Annotated in this window: 14 protein-coding genes, 3 tRNA genes and 3 pseudogenes; 11 read left to right on the forward strand and 9 right to left on the reverse strand. The window is 69.3% G+C overall.

Translation table 11 applies throughout. The features are described 5' to 3' along the window. From AC2W7K_RS16305 to AC2W7K_RS16315, 3 genes and pseudogenes are all read right to left on the reverse strand, one after another. A pseudogene (locus tag AC2W7K_RS16305) lies at positions 1-1,186 on the reverse strand (5-methyltetrahydropteroyltriglutamate--homocysteine S-methyltransferase); the annotation flags it as partial. A gap of 42 nt (positions 1,187-1,228) precedes the next feature. Next, on the reverse strand, positions 1,229-2,314 hold the full coding sequence (locus tag AC2W7K_RS16310; RefSeq protein ID WP_486006401.1) for a methylenetetrahydrofolate reductase: 1,086 nt from the start codon (positions 2,312-2,314) through the stop codon (positions 1,229-1,231). 121 nt (positions 2,315-2,435) lie between these two features. Further along, positions 2,436-2,927: a YajQ family cyclic di-GMP-binding protein gene (locus AC2W7K_RS16315; protein ID WP_211978010.1), complete on the reverse strand. Its 492-nt coding sequence runs from the start codon at positions 2,925-2,927 to the stop codon at positions 2,436-2,438. 159 nt (positions 2,928-3,086) lie between these two features. Here AC2W7K_RS16315 and AC2W7K_RS16320 point away from each other — a divergent pair. Both AC2W7K_RS16320 and AC2W7K_RS16325 read left to right on the forward strand, forming a co-directional pair. Continuing rightward, a tRNA-Tyr gene (locus tag AC2W7K_RS16320) sits at positions 3,087-3,168 on the forward strand. 159 nt (positions 3,169-3,327) lie between these two features. Then, positions 3,328-3,879, forward strand: coding sequence for a DnaJ family domain-containing protein (locus tag AC2W7K_RS16325; RefSeq protein ID WP_211978009.1), 552 nt, complete (start codon positions 3,328-3,330; stop codon positions 3,877-3,879). 28 nt (positions 3,880-3,907) lie between these two features. On the opposite strand, the gene AC2W7K_RS16330 is transcribed toward AC2W7K_RS16325, so the two are convergent. Continuing rightward, positions 3,908-5,104 carry a M20 metallopeptidase family protein gene (locus AC2W7K_RS16330; RefSeq protein WP_211978008.1) on the reverse strand — a complete coding sequence of 399 codons (1,197 nt, stop codon included), beginning with the start codon at positions 5,102-5,104 and terminating at the stop codon, positions 3,908-3,910. Further along, positions 5,101-6,273 (reverse strand): hypothetical protein, encoded by a 1,173-nt coding sequence (locus tag AC2W7K_RS16335; protein ID WP_211978007.1) that lies wholly within the window; start codon positions 6,271-6,273, stop codon positions 5,101-5,103. The genes AC2W7K_RS16330 and AC2W7K_RS16335 overlap by 4 nt, the downstream gene beginning before the upstream one ends. A 227-nt stretch (positions 6,274-6,500) precedes the next feature. On the opposite strand from AC2W7K_RS16335, the gene AC2W7K_RS16340 reads away from it, so the two are divergent. The 3 genes from AC2W7K_RS16340 to AC2W7K_RS16350 all read left to right on the forward strand — a co-directional run bounded on the left by AC2W7K_RS16340 (position 6,501) and on the right by AC2W7K_RS16350 (position 7,631). Then, positions 6,501-7,301 carry a glycerophosphodiester phosphodiesterase gene (locus tag AC2W7K_RS16340; RefSeq protein ID WP_137825452.1) on the forward strand — a complete coding sequence of 267 codons (801 nt, stop codon included), beginning with the start codon at positions 6,501-6,503 and terminating at the stop codon, positions 7,299-7,301. Between the two features lie 148 nt (positions 7,302-7,449). Beyond that, positions 7,450-7,522 (forward strand) — tRNA-Thr (locus tag AC2W7K_RS16345). Between the two features lie 35 nt (positions 7,523-7,557). Continuing rightward, positions 7,558-7,631 (forward strand) — tRNA-Met (locus AC2W7K_RS16350). A 387-nt stretch (positions 7,632-8,018) separates the two neighbouring features. Here AC2W7K_RS16350 and AC2W7K_RS16355 read toward each other — a convergent pair. From AC2W7K_RS16355 to AC2W7K_RS16365, 3 genes are all read right to left on the reverse strand, one after another. Then, positions 8,019-8,441, reverse strand: coding sequence for a YkvA family protein (locus AC2W7K_RS16355; protein ID WP_211978006.1), 423 nt, complete (start codon positions 8,439-8,441; stop codon positions 8,019-8,021). Positions 8,442-8,523: 82 nt separating this feature from the next. Then, entirely contained in the window at positions 8,524-9,657 is a 1,134-nt protein-coding gene (locus tag AC2W7K_RS16360; RefSeq protein ID WP_211978005.1) for a DUF998 domain-containing protein, read from the reverse strand. Further along, positions 9,650-11,389, reverse strand: coding sequence for a condensation domain-containing protein (locus tag AC2W7K_RS16365; RefSeq protein ID WP_486006402.1), 1,740 nt, complete (start codon positions 11,387-11,389; stop codon positions 9,650-9,652). The genes AC2W7K_RS16360 and AC2W7K_RS16365 overlap by 8 nt, the downstream gene beginning before the upstream one ends. A gap of 60 nt (positions 11,390-11,449) precedes the next feature. On the opposite strand from AC2W7K_RS16365, the gene AC2W7K_RS16370 reads away from it, so the two are divergent. The 6 genes and pseudogenes from AC2W7K_RS16370 to AC2W7K_RS16395 form a co-directional block, all read left to right on the forward strand. Next, positions 11,450-12,232, forward strand: a complete 783-nt coding sequence (locus AC2W7K_RS16370) for an alpha/beta fold hydrolase (RefSeq protein ID WP_486006415.1) — start codon at positions 11,450-11,452, stop codon at positions 12,230-12,232. Positions 12,233-12,321: 89 nt separating this feature from the next. Then, positions 12,322-13,311 (forward strand): squalene cyclase, encoded by a 990-nt coding sequence (locus AC2W7K_RS16375; RefSeq protein ID WP_486006403.1) that lies wholly within the window; start codon positions 12,322-12,324, stop codon positions 13,309-13,311. Positions 13,312-13,549: 238 nt separating this feature from the next. Then, entirely contained in the window at positions 13,550-14,170 is a 621-nt protein-coding gene (locus AC2W7K_RS16380; protein WP_486006404.1) for an SDR family NAD(P)-dependent oxidoreductase, read from the forward strand. Positions 14,171-14,189: 19 nt separating this feature from the next. Further along, positions 14,190-15,230 (forward strand): annotated as a pseudogene (locus tag AC2W7K_RS16385) (FAD-dependent monooxygenase); the annotation flags it as partial. A 296-nt stretch (positions 15,231-15,526) separates the two neighbouring features. Continuing rightward, positions 15,527-15,931, forward strand: coding sequence for an aromatic-ring hydroxylase C-terminal domain-containing protein (locus AC2W7K_RS16390; RefSeq protein WP_486006416.1), 405 nt, complete (start codon positions 15,527-15,529; stop codon positions 15,929-15,931). 64 nt (positions 15,932-15,995) lie between these two features. Next, positions 15,996-16,553, forward strand: a pseudogene (locus AC2W7K_RS16395) (DoxX family protein); the annotation flags it as partial. Between the two features lie 91 nt (positions 16,554-16,644). Here AC2W7K_RS16395 and AC2W7K_RS16400 read toward each other — a convergent pair. Next, positions 16,645-17,325, reverse strand: coding sequence for a GntR family transcriptional regulator (locus AC2W7K_RS16400; RefSeq protein WP_486006405.1), 681 nt, complete (start codon positions 17,323-17,325; stop codon positions 16,645-16,647). Positions 17,326-17,412 lie beyond the last annotated feature (87 nt).

Consider the following 17,412-nt stretch of genomic DNA (forward strand, 5'->3'; position numbering starts at 1 on the left):
GGCGCGTGCGCAGCGCCCGGTCGGCCCGGGCGAACGCCGTGGGGCGGGCCTGCGGGCCGTCGCGGAGGGCAGCGGCCAGTGCTTCGACCTCGGTGACCTTCTCCTCGGCGAAGGAGAGCCACCCGGCGACGTCGACGGGGAGATTCGGCTGGTCGGCGACCGTGTGGGGGACGTGGAGCAGGGACGTCGACGTCGAGACGCTCACCTCATCCCGACCCAGCCCGGTGAGGACGTCGAGGGTCGCGGTGAGGTCGTCGGCCCAGACGTTGCGACCGTCGATGACTCCGGCGACGAGGCGGACCGACGCGGGCACCTCGGCGGCGATCCGGTCGAGCCAGGTGGGATCGAGGCGGCGGGTGGCCGCGGAGACGTCGACCCCGAGGGCGGCGATCCCCGAGTGCGCGAGTGCCGGCAGACCCGCCTGGAGCGAACCGTACGGGGTGGTGACGAGGAGTTTCGTGTGCGTGAGCGCTGCGGTCAGGGTGCCGTAGACCCGGGCGGCCGCCTCGGCGAGTTCGTCATCGCTTGACTCGTGCGCATCGGCGACGAGAGCGGGTTCGTCGATCTGCACCCATTCGACGCCGGCGGCGGCGAGGACGCTGATGACGTCGAGGTAGACGGCCGTGAGCTCGTCGAGGCGGTCCAGCGGCGCCGTCGTCGTGCCCGGTGCGGTCTTCGCGAGGGTGAGGAGCGTGACCGGGCCGACGAGGACGGGACGGACCCGGTGCCCGGCGGCGCGCGCCTCGGAGACGAGGGTGAGGAGGTGCTGCGGGTGGGCCTTGAACTGCGTCGAATCCTCGAGCTCGGGGACGAGGTAGTGGTAGTTCGTGTCGAACCACTTCGTCATCTCCAGGGGCGAGCGGTCGGCGGTGCCGCGGGCCAGCGCGAAGTATTCGCCGAGGTCGAAGTCTGTGCCCAGCGTCGCCGACGGGATGAGGCCGACGGTGAGCGCGGTGTCGAGGACGTGATCGTAGTGGCTGTAGGTCGCGGGGATCGCGTAGTCCTCGGTGAGGCCGAGTTCGGCGAGACGGTGGTAGGTCTGAACGCGGTGGGCGCGCACGGACTGGGCGAATTCGTCGGCGTCGATGCGACCGGCCCAGAACCGTTCGAGCGCGGTCTTGAGTTCGCGCCGGCGGCCGATGCGGGGGTAGCCGGTGATCGTCGCGGTGGGAAAGGGGGTCGTCATTTCAGGAGTCTCCATTTCAGAGCGGGGTGGATGTGGTGCGCCTCAGTGGGCGGGCACGGGGGTTGGGTGGAATGAGACGCCGAGGCGGTCGAGCGCTGCGAGCAGGTCGATCGTCGTCGTCCGGTCGTTGAAGGTGTAGAAGTGCAGTCCGGCGGCGCCCTGGTCGAGGATCGTCGCGACGTGCTCGGCGGTCATCTCGAGTCCGATGCGGCGCTGGGACTCTGGGCTCGCGGCACCGTCGAAGCGGGTGAGGAGGTGGTCGGGCACCGGCAGCTCGGCGAGCCTGCTCATCGTGTGCAGGCGGCGGATGTCGGTGATCGGGAGGATGCCGGGAATGATCGGCATGGTGATCCCGGCGAGGTCCGCACGGCGGCGGAGCCGGGCGAAGTGGCCCGGGTCGAAGAAGAGCTGGGTGATGGCGAAGTCCGCGCCGAGGCGCTGCTTGGCGGCGAGGACATCGAGGTCTTCGTCAGGGCCGGAGGACTGTGCGTGCCCGGACGGGTAGGCTGCGACCCCGATCCCGAGGCGTCCGGCGGCGAGTTTGGCCGTGTGCTCGGCTTCGATGGTCCGCAGCAGGTGGACGAGGGCGTCGGCGTGGGGGAGGTGCCCGGCGGGGACGCGGTCGGTGCCGGTGGGGAAGTCCCCGCGGATGGCGAGGAATCCGCGCACTCCGGCGCCGAGGAGGTGGCGGATCCAGCCGCGCAGCTCGTCAGCGGTGCCGGCGGTGCAGGCGAGGTGGGCGAGCGGACGCAGCTGAGTGGTCTCGCTGATGATGCGGATGAAGTCGGCGGTGCCGTGCAGCCAGTTGCTCTTTGCCGAGCTCGTCACCGCGAGGTAGTCGGGGTGAAGCTCATCGAGGAGGGCGAGGAGTTCGGGGGTGCCGGCGGCCTGTGCCGCGCTGCGGGGCGGCATGACCTCGAAGGAGAGCGCGAGGGGGTGGTGGCGCTCGGAGTCGGGTTCGGTGTGGGGGAGGCTGACCGGCGCCGAGGCGGAGGCGCGGGGCTCGCGGACCGCTGTGTCGGCGTCGGGGTGGGGTTGCAGTGGGCGACGGTCGATCGGCGGTCGCCGGTCGACGTCGCGGAATGAGCAGTCGAGGACAGGATCCGGATGTGTCAGTGATGTGGACATGCCGACATCGTGCCAAGGTCGGCATGTCCACCGCGCCGCTCATGGCGCAGGGCGTCACGGTTCGACTTATGTCGGTCGTACGCCGTCGCGCGAGGTCATCAACGGTCGGAATCCGTCATGGTCACCGGTAGTTGGTGAATTGCAGGTCGACGTCGAGGTCCTTGCCCTTGAGGAGGGCGATGACCTCCTGGAGGTCGTCGCGCTTCTTCGAGCTCACGCGCAGCTCGTCGCCCTGGATCTGCGCCTTGACGCCTTTGGGTCCTTCGTCGCGGATGATCTTCGAGATCTTCTTCGCCTCGTCCTTGTCGATGCCCTCCTTGAGGGAGGCGTCGATGCGGTACTCCTTGCCCGATGCGTAGGGCTCGCCCGAGTCGAGGGACTTCAGGGAGATGCCGCGCTTGACGAGCTTCGACTGGAAGACGTCGAGGACGGCCTTGACGCGTTCGTCGCTGTTGGCCTTCATGAGGACGGCTTCCCCGCTCCACGCGATCGAGGCGTCGGTGCCGCGGAAGTCGTAGCGGGAGTTGACCTCCTTCGCCGCCTGGTTGAGGGCGTTGTCGGCCTCCTGGCGGTCGACCTTGCTGACGATGTCGAATGATGATTCGCTGGCCATGGAAGCTCCTTCTTCAGGTGATAGCGATGCCGGTCGGAACCCGTGCCTGGTCTGCAGTCGAGTCTAGTCGAGAGGGGCCGGTGTGACCTGCGTCAACCGAGTTGGCAATCGCGACACGGGCCTAGTATTCTTCTTGAGTGCTCTTCGAGCGCCAACTGCGGCAGATTGCCCGAGCGGCCAAAGGGAGCTGACTGTAAATCAGCCGGCATTGCCTTCGCAGGTTCGAATCCTGCATCTGCCACGCAGACTCACAGGGCCCGATGTTCAGCGGAAACGCGTGACCATCGGGCCCTGTGGCGTTCCCGCCTAGTTCAGCTCTGATTCCGACATCGGCTGCCCCGCATTGTCAGGCCCGAATCCACCCCCTACCGTGGAGAGCACCACAGTGGAGGGGGCAGCGATGGGAGCGAAGGAACCACCTCGGCGGATGAATTCGCTGGCCGACCGAGACGCGGTCGCGGAATCCGCGATCGACAAGGCCGTCAGACGCGGCGACTTCGACAACCTGCCGGGCATGGGCAAGCCGCTCAAAGGCCTCCACAGCTCCGAGGACCCCGACTGGTGGATCAAGCAGAAGCTCGACGCCGAGGACATCAGCGGCGTCGCCCCCGCCGCCTTCCAGGTGCGCAAGGAGAGCGCCGTCCTCGAGGACACGCTCGATGCATTCGCCAAGGAGTCGGATGTCCGCGACTATCTCACCGGGTTCAACGCCCGGGTGCGCGAAGCCGTCCTCGACCTCCGCACCGGACCGCCGGTCTTCACCCCGCCCCGCGACATCGACGCCGAGGTGGTCGCCTGGCGACAGCGCCGCACCGCCCTGCGCGCGGCAGCCGAATCTGCGGCCGCAGACTCTGCCGCAGCTGAGGACCCAGCGCCCGCCGAGGAGCACATCGACCCTGATCAGCCGGGACGCCGACGACCGCGGTGGTGGCGCCTCCGCCGGAAGCGCTAGGCCGGGCGCCGGAAGCCCTGGAGCAGCCCTAGGCCAACCGCGTGATCGCGAGGTGGCTGAGGATCGCGGCCTGCTCGGTGAGCACCGTGTCGTCGAAGATGACGAACGGGGAGTGGTTGTCGCCCTGCTGCTCTGCCGGCACATCGGTGCGCCCGGCACCGAGCATCATGTACGTTCCGGGCACCTCGGCGAGGACGAAGGAGAAGTCCTCACTCGCCATGATCGGCTGCGCAACCACCTCCACCCGATCGGCGCCGAGGAGGTCACGCAGCCGGTCGACAGCCCACGCGGTCTCGGCGTCGTCGTTGACGGTGACGGGATACTGGACCTCGAAGTCCACCTCGGCGGTGCACCCGTGGGCGGCCGCAATGCCCGTGGCCAGCTGCGTCGCCTGATCCCGTACGGTCTCCAGCGAGGCCTGCGAGAGCGTGCGCACCGTCGCCCCCAGCGATGCCTGCTCCGGGATGATGTTGACCGCCTCGCTGCCGCTCAGCTGCGTGACCGTGAGCACGACGGGATCGAAGAGGTCGACGCGCCGGGTGACCATGGTCTGCAGGCCGGTGACGATCTCCGCGAGCGCCGGCACCGGATCGACGGCCTGGGTCGGCTGCGAACCGTGCCCGCCGCGCCCGTGCACCGTGACCTGCAGGACGCTCGAACCGGCCTGCAGGGTTCCAGGCTTCGTCGAGACGATCCCGCGCTCACTGGTGTTGACGTGCACGCCGAAGGCGGCGATCGCCCGTGACCCGGCCGCGTCGAGCACGCCCTCGTCGATCATCACCGAGGCCCCGTTGAACCCCTCCTCGCCGGGCTGGAACATCGCGACGACATCGCCTCTGAGTTCGTCGCGGTGGGCCGCGAGCAGGCGCAGCGCTCCGACGAGACCGGCGGTGTGAAGGTCGTGGCCGCATGCGTGCATCGCCCCGTTCGTCGCCGCGAACGGCTCGGCGGTCGCCTCGGTGAGCGGCAGGGCGTCCATGTCCCCGCGCAGCAGGACCGCGGGTGCGTCGGCGCTGCGGTCCGGGTGGGTGCCTCGGAGGACGGCGACCACCGAGGTGGTTCCCGTTCCCGTCGTCACCTCGACGTCGAGGTCGGCGATCGCCTCGAGCACCGCGGCCTGTGTCCGCGGCAGGTCGAGACCGACCTCGGGGTGGGCGTGGAGGTCGCGCCGCAGCGCGGTGAGGTCGGGAAGGAGGGCGGCCGCCTCGGCGAGGAGATCTCTCACAGCAGACCCACGAGGACGCTGGCGATGACGACGGACCCAGCGCTCACCGAGGTGAATCCGCCGACGAGCATCGGCGGGAGCATGACGTTGAGGAGGGCCTCCTTCTCATCGTCGTCGCGGGCGATCGACCGGGCGACCTCATTGGTGAGCAGGTAGTCGGCGGGGAAGCCGTACATCGCCGTCAGGGCCACGGACATGCCCAGCGGCGCCCGCCAGCGCAGCAGCTTCGTCGCGATGAACCCGCCGATGACGATGCCGGCGCCGCCGACGACGAGGATCGTCACGGTCGGCAGGAAGGCGCGGAGGACGTCCTCGACGGACGCGGTCACGAGCGGGGCCATGACGATCGCGATGACACCGGCCATCGCGATGCCGAACGAGTTCGAGCGCTCCATCGCCCTGTCCGGGGACAGCCCGATCGCGGTGGCGAGGATGCCGAGGATGAGCGCGAGGATCGACGACGGGATCTGCGTGGGAATCGCGAGCAGGGTGGCCAGGGAACCGCCGACGAGGATGAGGAAAAGCATGAACAGCTGATTGTCGACGAGGTAGGAGGGCAGGGTGATGAGCTTCTTCTTAGTCGCCGCCTCCTGTTCCTCCTCGTGGTGGGCCAGCGCCATCTCGTGGAGTTCGCCGCTGTCGCGCAGCTTCGTCGCATACCGGCGCAGGAGGAAGTTCGTCAGCGGCATCGACGGCAGCGACTGGAGCATGAGGACGAGCGCCGGGAGGACGATGATCGACGAGGCGGCGCCCGCGGCGGTCAGGCCCTCGGTCGTCAGGCTCGTGGCGACGATGCCGCCGGCCAGCGGGCCGGACCCGGCGACGAATGTCTCGAAGCCGAAGAGCGGCGCGACGATGAAGAGGATGAGGAGGACGGCGACGAGCATGCCGGAGACAGCGATGATGACCGAACGCCACTGCTTGAGCATGATGCGCAGGGGGATGAGAGTGCCCATGTGGAAGAGCAGCGGGGCGACGAGGATCGTGTAGATCTGGACGAGCATCGAGTCGTCGACGACGGATTCGGGCACGATGCCGATCTTCGCGAAGATGAAGACGCCGAGCATCGCGACGAGCAGGCTGGGAATGCGGGCCTTCGACCAGATCGAGACCAACTCGCCGAGGGCGATGAAGGCGAGGAGGATCGTGGCGGCGAAGATGGCCTCCATGGCGAACCTTTCGTCAAGCGACAGGGTGGTGGAGCGGTTGCGGACTGCGGTGGTGCGGTGTCGGATCGGAGAATCGCCATCCCGGATTCCGAGATGTTCACCGATTCTCAGAAGCGTACGTTACTCCTGGGCGGCGGGGATAGAGCACCGAGTATCCAGAATGCAAGATCGGCGATGTTCTCCGATTCGCGTGCGTGGCATGACTGCTTTGGAATTAGGGTGGAGGCATGAGCTTTCTCCAGTTCCTGCGCGAGCGGGGCATCACCGAGCGACCCGGCTCGGGCACGCGCCCGCTCGTCATCGCCCACCGCGGATATTCGGCCGTCGTTCCCGAGAACAGTCTGGCCGCCGTCGATGCTGCGCGAGCGCTCGACGTCGACTTCATCGAGGTCGACGCCTCGACGAGTGCCGACGGGGTCCCGGTCATCCTCCATGACCCCGACCTCGACCGGACGACGAACCGCAAGGGCCCGGTCGTCAAGCTCACGGCTGAGGAGCTCTCGTTCGTCGACGCGGGGTCGTGGATGGGACCGGGGTTCATGGGCATCCGGATCCCGACGCTCGCGGCGGTGATGCGCGACATCCAGCACCGAGGCGGCGAACTCCTCCTTGAGCTCAAGGGGGAGTGGTCGCCGGGGGCGGTGGCGAGGATCTCCGAACTCGTCGTCGAGACCGGCACCGCCGATCGCATGGTCGTCCAGGCGTTCAACACCGACACGCTGGCCACATGCCGTGACCTGCTGCCGATGGTCACCCGGTTCCTCCTGCGCATGGTGCCCCGGCCCGAGGACATCGCCACGGCCCGCAGCCTCGGTGCGGTGGCGATCAATCCGTCGTTCAGGGGATTCTCGCTGCGGAAGTCGATCGTCAAGGAGATCCGGGACAACGACCTCGGGGTGTTCGTGTGGACGGCCGATGAGATGAACGAGTGGCGGGAGCTCCTCGACGCCGAGGTCGACGGGATCATCACGAATCATCCGGGCCGGCTCCAGGGGTTCCTCGCGGGTCGGTTCGACCCCGTGAAATAGGCATCCGAGCGGGGCCGAGCGGCGGCACCGATGGTGCTGCGGCTCCGGCGCGACGCAGGGGAGGGGCCTGGGCGGGGTGGCCTGTGAGTGAGGTCACCGGGGACGGATTTGCCCCGGTCGCGCAACCCCGTGTAAATTCTTACCTGTTGCCCCGATAGCTCAGTCGGCAGAGCATCTCCATGGTAAGGAGAAGGTCAAGGGTTCGATTCCCTTTCGGGGCTCTCGTGCCGCGTGAAAACCGCGGCGCTTGATTCGAGGCGCGGTAGCTCAGCTGGTTAGAGCGCACGACTCATAATCGTGAGGTCGGGAGATCGAGCCTCCCCCGCGCTACTCGATAAGCCCCTCACCTGGGAAGATTGTTCCGGGTGGGGGGCGTTTTCAATTCTCAGCCACCGCCGATAATGCGGTTACGATGCGCTTTGAAACCACTCGTCAAGTACATCCACAACACCCCGCGGGCCGGCGCTCGAGCGGCCCTGAATCGACAGGGCGGCCCCTCGATCAACAGTTCGCGTGAAAATGTCGTCCCCGAAGGCGCGATTTTCACGTCAAGTGTTGAACGAGCGGCCGCGGCGTCGCCGGAGCGGTGATGAACGCGCCAAGTGTTGAACGAGCGGCGGGATACCAGCGTGGAGCGTACCTGGGGCGTACGTTCACGCGCGTGTTCGTCCGTTCCCGTGGCTGTTCGCTCACCCGATCGCTGACCCGCGCGTCCGCCTACCCCTGCCGTTTCGCGTTCGTCAGCGTGAGCAGGCTCTGCAGACCCGCCTCGGTGCCGGGCCAGTGCTTCTCGATGCTTTCCATGCCCGCATGGCGGATCGCGAAGCGCAGGACGATGACGACGGCGATCGCATCATCGGCGTACCCGAGCACCGGGATGAAGTCGGGCACTACGTCGATCGGCAGCAGCAGGTAGGCGAGCAGTCCGCCGAGCATCCACCGCGTGCCCGTCGGCGTCTGCGGATCGGCGGCCAGACGCCTGATGAGGCGGACGACGTCGGGGACGAGACGCACGATCTCCCGCCAGTTCACGGTCCTGCCGAGGCGCCGCTGCTGGACCCACAGGATGACGATGAGGGCGAGCCAGAGCACGAGCAGTCCCGCGATGACCGAGAGGACGATGACGAGCCAATCTGGCACAGTGCGCTCCAGGAGTGAGGACGGGCGGTTCAGGCAGGCGGCCTCGCACACGTGCGCGAGTCTGCCGAGCCCGTCAGCGAGTCTAAGCCGTCACCGGCGGCTCCGCATATGCGCGCGTCATCCGCGCGAGCAGGAAGAGCCACGCGAAGAGGACCCCTGCGGCCATCGTCTCCATGCCCGTGAGGTTGTAGTAGCCCAGCGGCACCCACAGTGCGATGGACACGGCGATCGCGGCGATGACCGTGAACGACGTCGCCGTGAAGTCGCGGGGGAGACCGGGAATCATCCGGAGCAGGGTGAGGAAGAACGCGACGAAGGCCACGACCATCCCCGCCCCCGCGCTGACGTGCACGGGGAAGTTCACGGCGTCGGGAACCAGCCCGACGACGATCATGCAGATACCGATCGCCGCGAACTCCCACGTCAGCACGGTCACGCGCCCTGGCTCCCGGATGCCGCGGTGCCGCAGCCCGAGGTCGATGTCGCGGCCGATGAAGTTCGCCAGCGTCGTCAGCAGCAGACCGGTGATGAGCAGCGAGACGTTGAACTGATACCCATTGACGCCGGTGTCATTGCCCAGCCGCGAGAAGTGGAACTGCCACCACGTCGCCTCCGGGGACTGGATCATCGACGCCAGCGTGCCCATGAACAGCCCCGTGACGACGAGACCGACGACGACCACGCTCGTCACCTCATCGCCGATGACCACGGCGAAGTACGTCATCACAGAGGCGGCCGCCCCGGCCAGTGCGGCACCGCCGAGCCAGTCGACTTCGAGGCCGAGGAAGCCGAGCTGGAAGACCTGGAAGATCGCGTGCATCGCGATGTTGGCGACGAGCGCCACCGCCGAGGTGAGGGCGAGGAGATCGAGGGCGCGTTTGACCAGCGGCAGCCGTCGTCGCCACGCCAGCTCCGTCCGCCGGCCCGCGAGGAGGTACGACAGGCCGAATCCCAGTCCCGCCGTCAGTGCTGTCCACCATCCCGTCAGTGCGCCGAGGGAGTCCTCCCCGCCGAGCGGAATGGTCTCACCGCGGATCGAGACGCCCACCCCGAGCGCGACGATGACGAAGGCGATGACCGACAGCCTCGTCGCCAGCGACTCGAGACGGGTGCGCGAGGAGCGCCCAGGGCGTGTCGTCCGTGTCCTGACCGACCGCGAACCGTCGGCTGAGGTCAGGAGCCGGGGACCGCCTCGGCGAGGATCGGAGTCACCCATCGTCGTCACCGGCCAGTCGGCGGACGAACCGCCCCTGCTCGGGCGTGTAGCCGAGGGCGGTGACGAGCTCCGAATCGACCTCCGTCGTCATCTGCGCGACATCGGCCCCGCGGTTGCGGCCCTGCTCATGCGCCCACGCGAGCATCGCCTCCCCGAGTTCGTACGAACGGGCGCGGAACCCGGCGATCTCGAGCCGCAGCGCCCCGCCGTGGGAGAACCCGGGAACGAACGTCAGCTGCATCGTCCCGGCGACCTCGGCGCGCTCATCGCGGACGACGGCGAGGTAGTGGGCGCGATCCCGGGTGATCGCGGCATGGAGGCGGTCGAGCACCTCGGCGCCGGGAGCATCGCCTTCGAGGAGGGCGAGGATCGCGGGCACGTCACCGCGGCGGGCCCGTGAGACGCGGAACTCCTCGCCGTCCACGCGCAGGGCGTCGCCTGAGGATGTCGCGGCGATGTCCTGCATCCGGGCGACGAGCGCATCGAGCCACCCGCCGACGCTGACACGGGCCTGCTCGGAATCGGGGTACCGGCACCGCAGGTGGAGGCCGTTCTCGTCGAGGATGAACCACAGCATCACCCCGTCGGTGCGGATCGTCGCGCCCACGTACTGGGCGTCGAGCCCCGTCGAATCGATGCGCACCGGCAGCCTGCGCAGGTCGAGCCAGGAGATCGCGAACATTCCCGGGGCCTCGGGCATGCCGCCCCACGGTGCGAGCACCTCGGCGAGGGGATGGGAACCGAGGTCGATGGCCTCCCGCACCGCTGCCGCGCTCGCCCGCGGGGCCGGGTCGGTGATCTCGAGGACCGAGTTCGTGATGAACCAGCCGACGGCGTCGTTCCAGCGCTCCTCATACCGGCTGTGGACGGGGAAGACCGCGCGCAGCGGGCCGCCGCCGACCTCGCGGGTGATCTCCGCCATCGCCGAGAGCGCCAAGGTCAGCGTCGAGACGCCCTCGGCCCGGGCCTCGGCGGAGAACGCCGCCGAGGAGTGGACGTCGAAGACATCGCGGACGACGACCCGCTCGAGGTGCGCGGTCGACTCACCGAGGGGGAGCGGGAAGCGGGGCATGAAGCCCCCACCGGCCTCGAGGATCTCCCGCCACCGCGAGCTCACTCGCTCCGGCGGGGGTCCCGGTTCGGACAGGGCCAGGGTGTGCTCGTAGAACGCCGGGGCGGGATCGAGGTCGGGGTCCTCGCCGAGGGCGATCGCCGAGAGCGCGGAGAGGAGATCACGGGCGATGACGAGCATCGACCACATGTCGACGTGCGCGTGATCGGCCCCGATGATGACGGTCGACCCGGCCGCGGTCTCGAGCACGCAGAGGCGGTGGGAGGGCCGGGCGAACGGGGTGCACGCCTCATCGAGGACGCTGCGCAGGGCGGTGTTGACGGCCTCGCCCTGGGCGATCGCATGCTCACGCCAGCCACCGGAGAGGAGCTCGACCTCGGCGAGCCCCACCTCGTTGTCGTCATCGGTGAAGAACGCCGTGCGCAGGGTGCCGTGCCGCTGCATGACCGCCCACCAGGCGGCGGCGAGGGCATCGCGGTCGACATCGCCGGGCAGGCGCAGCGAGAGCGCCATCCACGATCCGGGACGGGCTCCGGCGGCCACATGCCGCTGCTGATCGAACGAGATCGGGCGCCTGCGTCCGAGCGGCCCGGTCACGACGTCGTAGCCGTAGAGGCGGCCGAACGGGAGGTTGAGGTGAGACACGTTGGTCAAACGCATGTCGCTACTCTAACGTGAGAGCCACGGCAGGGAGCCGCAGGTGGGGAGGTCTGGTCCGTGATGTCGAGACATGCCGTCGACGGTGCCGACATCGCCGCCGAGCTCAGCGACGAGGGCGGACGAGCTGTCGTCCAACTCCATGGTCTGACGTCGTCGCGCGCTCGCGACCGCGTGCTCCACCTCGACCTCGGCGTCGGTCTCAGCGGCACCCGTCTGCTGCGCTACGACGCTCGCGGCCACGGGGAATCGACCGGCCGGAGCGCGGCCATCGACTATCGCTGGTCCCGTCTGGCCGTCGACCTCCTCACGCTCCTCGACCTCCACTTCCCCGGGGAGACGGTTCACGGCGTCGGCCCGTCGATGGGTGCCGCCACCCTCCTCCACGCCGCGGTGGCCGACCCGCGGCGCTTCTCCGGTCTCACCCTCGTCGTCCCGCCCACGGCCTGGCAGACGCGTCCGGCGCAGGCCGAGGTCTACCTCGAAGCGGCCGACCTCGTCGCCGGCGGCGGCATCGCCGAGTACCTGGCCGTCGGGGCGAGCGCCGTCCGACCCCCGGCGCTCGCCGACGCACCGGAGACCACTCCGCAGGTTCCCGAACGTCTCCTGCCCGCGGTGCTCCGCGGGGCCGCGGCCAGTGACCTGCCCACCCCCGAGGCGCTCGCCGGGGTGGAGACACCCACGACGATCCTCGCGTGGGCCGATGACCCCGCCCATCCGCTCTCCACGGCCGAGGCGCTCCACGCCGTGCTCCCGCACTCCGAGCTCATCATCGCCCGGACACCGGCCGACCTCGCTGAGTGGCCGGGGGTGCTCGCCGCCGATGTGGCTCGTGCGACCCCGTGACGCCCCAGGGCCACCGGGGCTAGGCTGGTGGCCGTGAGCGGAACTCGCGGCATGAGTGGGCTCCGAGCCGACTGCGCAGGAGATCGACGATGATCGACACACGTATAAGGGACTGGCTGCTCGACTCCGATCCGGCGCTGCGCTGGCAGGTCGAGCGCGACCTCCTCGGGGCCGACGAGGACACCTGGCAGGCCACCCGGGCCGCAGTCGCCACCGAGGGGTTCGGGCGCGACCTGCTCGCGCGGCAGGACCCCGACGGCCAGTGGGCCGGGGGTCCGTTCTTCCCCGCCGACTTCAGCTGGGAGGGTGAGCAGCCGTGGACGGCGACGACGTGGGCGCTCAAGGACCTGCGCGAATGGGGCATCGACGCCGAGGTGCTCGCCGAGACCGCGGAGAAGCTCGCGCCCGTGCGGTGGGAGTTCAAGGACCTGCCGTACTGGGGTGGGGAGGTCGACGTGTGCATCAATGCGTGGACGCTGTCGAACGGCCTGTGGCTCGGCGCCGACGTCGACGGGATCGCCCAGTGGTTCCTCGACCATCAGCTCGACGACGGCGGCTGGAACTGCGAATGGGTCGAAGGCTCGACCCGGTCGTCCTTCCACTCGACCCTCAACGCCCTCGTCGCCCTCCTCGACTATCAGCAGCGCACCGGCGACGGCGCACGGGTCGCGCAGGCGCGTGCCGCGGGGGAGGAGTATCTGCTGAAACGCGACCTCTATCGGCGCCTGAGCACCGGCGAGCCATTCTCGATGAACGCGTTCAGTTTTGCGCACCCTAGGCGCTGGCACTACAGCATCCTCGCCGCCGCGGACTACTTCCGCGACGCCGCGCTCACCGACGGGAGGCGACCGGATCCGCGTCTGGCCGACGCGATCGAGCGCATCCGGGATCAGCGCCAGGCCGACGGCACATGGCTGCAGGGACACCGGCTGGCCGGTGACGTCTGGTTCCACGTCGACGTCCCCGCGGGCGAACCGTCGAAGTGGGTGACGCTCCAGGCCCTGCGCGTCCTCGACTGGTGGGACGCCGCGAACGCTCCCGGGGCCGCTGACAATCCAGCCGCCGCGACTCCCGCCTGAGCCGCGCAGCGATTCCTCACCGAACCCCCATCGCCTCCGCCTCTCATGAGAATATTCGAAAAAATCTTGAGGCTTCGAAAGTTCTCGTGTAGAACTGATGTCACGCGACAACGCAGTCGACTCAGGAGGGCATCATGCCGGAGAGCACCACCAATGAGCACATCGTCGTCATCGGCGGCACCCGCGGCCTCGGCTCGAGATCGCCCGCGCCGCCGTGGCCCGCGGGGACCGGGTCACGGTGACCGGCCGGGACCCGCAGCGCAACGCGGAGCGCGCGGCCGAACTCGGGGAGAACGCGAGCCACGGAGTCTGCGACCTCACCGACTGGGCATCGCTCCAGGCCTTCTTCGACTCCGTCGACGGGCCGATCGACCACCTCGTCCTCGTCGCCCTCGACCGCGACAACAACGACATCAGGGACTTCCGCCCCGACGACAGCGCCCACACCTCGCTGATGAAGAACGTCGGCTATGCGACGAGCGTCCACTACGCCCTGCCGAAGCTCGCCGCCGACGGATCCGTCCTCATGTTCAGCGGCCTGTCGATGTGGCGGCCGTTCCCGGGATCGACGACGATCTCCATGGCCAACGCCGGCGTCGTCGGCCTCGCCACCTCCCTGGCCGTGCAGATCGCACCGGTGCGCGTCAACGTCATCACCCCCGGGGTCGTCGGCGGCACGGACGCCGTCGACAACGCGGACCCCGTGCGCGCCGAAGCCTATGAGGCCGCGCGCCAGCGCACCCCCGGCAAGCGCCTGCCGACCCCGGACAACATCGTCGACGCGTCCTTCGCGCTCATGGACAACCGCGGCATCAACGCCGCCAACCTCGTCGTCGACTCCGCGATGCACACGATCTGAGCGGCAGGAGACGACCACCATGCGAATCGAGACCACCGACGTCCTCGTCGTCGGCGCCGGGCCCGCCGGGCTCACCGCCGCCGCGTGCCTGGCCAGGGACGGCATCGACGCCGTCACCGTGAGCAAGTTCCCGAGCACCGCACACACCCCGCGGGCCCACATCACCAATCAGCGGGCGATGGAGATCTTCCGCGACCTCGGCATCGAGGACGAGGTGCTCGCCGCCTCCCTGCCCGGAGACGGCATGGGCACGAACGTCTTCGCCACGAGCGTCGCCGGCCGCGAGCTCGCCCGGATGGACGCATGGGGGAGCGGACCGGCACGTCGCGCCGACTATGCCAATGCCAGCCCGAGCTCGATGTGCAACATCGGCCAGCACGACCTCGAGCCGATCCTGCGCCGGCGGGCCGAGGACCTCGGCGGCGACCTGCGGTTCTCCACCGAGCTCGTCGCGATCAGCCAGACCGCCGACCACGTCGAGGCCGAGATGCTCGATCGTGCGACCGGTGAGCACTACCTCGTGCGGGCGCAGTACGTCGTCGCCGCCGACGGCGGTCGCAGCCTCATCGCCGAGGAGCTCGGCTTCCCCTTCGACGGGGAGACCGGCCTCGGCTCGGCGATCAACATCTGGATCGAAGCCGACCTCGAGAAGTATCGCGCACACCGCCCCGGAGCGCTCTTCTTCACGATCCAGCCCGGCCGCGACTTCTGGCTCGGGGCCGGCACCTTCGTCACCGTGCGGCCGTGGACCGAATGGGTGCTCATCGTCGTCTACGACCCCGAGACGGAGACGATCGACACGAGCGAGGACGGACTGCAGGAGCGCATCGGCAAGGTCATCGGCGATCCGAGCGTCGACGTGCGGATCAAAGGGGTGAGCGAATGGCAGATGAACCACCTCGTCGCATCGACCTACCGCCGCGGACGGGTCTTCCTCGCCGGGGACGCCGCCCACCGGCACCCGCCGGCCAACGGCCTCGGCAGCAACACCTCGGTGCAGGACGGGTACAACATCGCCTGGAAGCTCGCGCACGTCGTCACCGGCCTCGCCGGACCCGATCTGCTCGACACCTATGACGCCGAACGCCGGCCCGTCGGCCGCCAGGTCGTCGACCGGGCCCTGGCCAGTGTGCAGGCCTTCGGGCAGGTGCCCTCGGCCTTCGGCTGCCGGATCGGGCAGACCGATGCCGAAGGCCAGGCCGCGCTCGACGAGTTCTTCAGCGACACCCGGCCGGGGCGGCGAGCCGCAGTCACCTCGACGATGTGCTCGCGCAGAACGAGTACCACTTCAACGCCCACGGTGTGGAGCTCGGTCAGCGCTACGTGTCGACGGCGGCCGTCACCGACGGTGAGCCGATGCCCGCCTACACCCGCGATGCCGAGCTCTACTACCAGCCGACGACGTGGCCGGGCGCCTACCTGCCGCACGTGTGGGTCGTTGCGGACGGGCGAAAGGTCTCGACCCTCGACCTCACCGGCGGCGGGGAGTTCACCCTGCTCACCGGGATCGGCGGCAAGGCGTGGGAGGACGCCGCCGAGGCGGTGTCCGCCGACCTCGGCATCCCGCTGCGCACCCGGTCGATCGGTCGCGGTGAGGACATCGACGACGCCTACGGTGCCTGGGCGAAGGCGCGCGAGGTCAGCGACGGCGGCGCCGTGCTCGTCCGACCCGACCGCTACATCGGGTGGCGGGCTCCGGACATGGTCGTCGATCCCGAGGCAGCCCTGCGGGAGGCCGCCGCCGCGATCCTCTCCCGCTGACCGCACCACCAGTCCACCAGCAGCTCAACCGTTAGGAGACACCATGAACACAGGACTGCTGCTCTTGCGCGGCGTCGTCGGCGGACTCATCCTCGGGCACGCCTCGCAGAAGGCCTTCGGGCTCTTCGGCGGGGGCGGACCCGAGGGCACCGCGCCGATGTTCGAGAAGTGGGGCTTCGTCCCCGGCAAGTCGATGGTCAAGCTCGCCGCGACCACGGAGTCCGTCGGCTCCGGGATGCTCCTCCTCGGGGCCGGCACGCCGCTCGGTGCGGCGATGGTCAGCGGCACCCTCGCCGTGGCCGCCTCGGTGAATGCGAAGAACGGCCTGTGGGCGATGAAGGGCGGATACGAGCTGCCGCTGCTCTACGCCGCCGGTGCCGGGGTCCTCGGATTCACCGGGCCCGGTGAGTACTCCGTCGACGGTGCGTTCGGGCTGACGAAGAAGTACGGCGTCGCCAGCGGACTCGCCTCACTCGCCCTCGCCGCGGTGCCGGCGGCCGCGTTCATCGTGTGGTCGCAGCGCAATCGCGCCGAGGCGGAGGCCGCAGAGGCCGCGGAGGCCCGGGCCGCTGACGGCGAATCCGTCGTCGTCACCGAGACGGAGACCGTCCCCGCGAACTGACGAGCGGGCGCGTCGCGATTCCGGCGACGCGCCCGTTTCTGTGCCGGAAATGCCTGTGCCCGAGAAGCCTGCCCCGACCCAGCGGTGCCTCTCACCCCTGGGTGCGGGGGAGGGGAGACGAGAGTCCCTCGGAGAGGATCTCCGCCGTCGTCGCATAGTGCGCGCGCAGCGCCTCGGTCGCGGCGTCGACGTCGCCGGTTAGCGCCGCCTCGAGGATCGCGCGGTGCTCGTCGATGCCGTCGCGCTTCGGCTCCCGCTGCACCGCCCAGCGGCGGTAGAGGGCGGTGGCGTCGCGCAGCGACTCGGTCATCGCGAGCAGTCGGGGGCGCCGGCATCCGGCCAGCAGGGCCGCGTGGAAGGCCGTATGCGCCTGCTCCCACTCATCGGACATCGTCCGCGGCGCCTCGGGTGCCGTCATCGGTGTGCGCTCGAGGCGGTGGTGGGCGGCGACGAGATCGGATTCCCAGTCGACTCCGCCGTGCTCGATCGCCCCGCGCAGGGCGAGGACTTCGAGGTCGATGCGGGTGTCGGTGAGATCGCAGAGATCCTCAGCGGTCAGCGGCATGACGCGGAAGCCGACCATGGGCTCGGCGACGACGAGCCTCTGCTCCGTCAGCCGCGTCAGACACTCCCTGATCGCGCTCACGCTCGCACCGTAGCGCTGCCCGAGATCGGCGAACTTGAGCTTCTGTCCGGGCGCGAAGACGCCGCCGAGGATGTCGGCGCGGATCTGTCCGTGCACCTTGTCGGTGCTCGCCCGTTGACGTGACATGGAGCCACTCTAGCCTATATTCGCAAATGCCGGTGTTGTTCGAACAAACTCCGTGCGCGACCCACTCCCAGCTTAGAAGCTCACGTC

Source organism: Brevibacterium sp. LAARM2_SD2 (assembly GCF_057364785.1).

Excerpts from the sequence above, each read along its gene's own strand:
- AC2W7K_RS16360 (WP_211978005.1), bottom strand. The coding sequence starts at position 9,657 with ATGGGTGACTCCGATCCTCGCCGAGGCGGTCCCCGGCTCCTGACCTCA.
- AC2W7K_RS16310 (WP_486006401.1), bottom strand. The coding sequence starts at position 2,314 with ATGTCCACATCACTGACACATCCGGATCCTGTCCTCGACTGCTCATTC.
- AC2W7K_RS16375 (WP_486006403.1), top strand. The coding sequence starts at position 12,322 with ATGATCGACACACGTATAAGGGACTGGCTGCTCGACTCCGATCCGGCG.
- AC2W7K_RS16400 (WP_486006405.1), bottom strand. The coding sequence starts at position 17,325 with ATGTCACGTCAACGGGCGAGCACCGACAAGGTGCACGGACAGATCCGC.
- AC2W7K_RS16315 (WP_211978010.1), bottom strand. The coding sequence starts at position 2,927 with ATGGCCAGCGAATCATCATTCGACATCGTCAGCAAGGTCGACCGCCAG.
- AC2W7K_RS16390 (WP_486006416.1), top strand. The coding sequence starts at position 15,527 with ATGCCCGCCTACACCCGCGATGCCGAGCTCTACTACCAGCCGACGACG.
- AC2W7K_RS16335 (WP_211978007.1), bottom strand. The coding sequence starts at position 6,273 with ATGGAGGCCATCTTCGCCGCCACGATCCTCCTCGCCTTCATCGCCCTC.
- AC2W7K_RS16370 (WP_486006415.1), top strand. The coding sequence starts at position 11,450 with ATGTCGAGACATGCCGTCGACGGTGCCGACATCGCCGCCGAGCTCAGC.
- AC2W7K_RS16340 (WP_137825452.1), top strand. The coding sequence starts at position 6,501 with ATGAGCTTTCTCCAGTTCCTGCGCGAGCGGGGCATCACCGAGCGACCC.
- AC2W7K_RS16365 (WP_486006402.1), bottom strand. The coding sequence starts at position 11,389 with ATGCGTTTGACCAACGTGTCTCACCTCAACCTCCCGTTCGGCCGCCTC.
- AC2W7K_RS16325 (WP_211978009.1), top strand. The coding sequence starts at position 3,328 with ATGGGAGCGAAGGAACCACCTCGGCGGATGAATTCGCTGGCCGACCGA.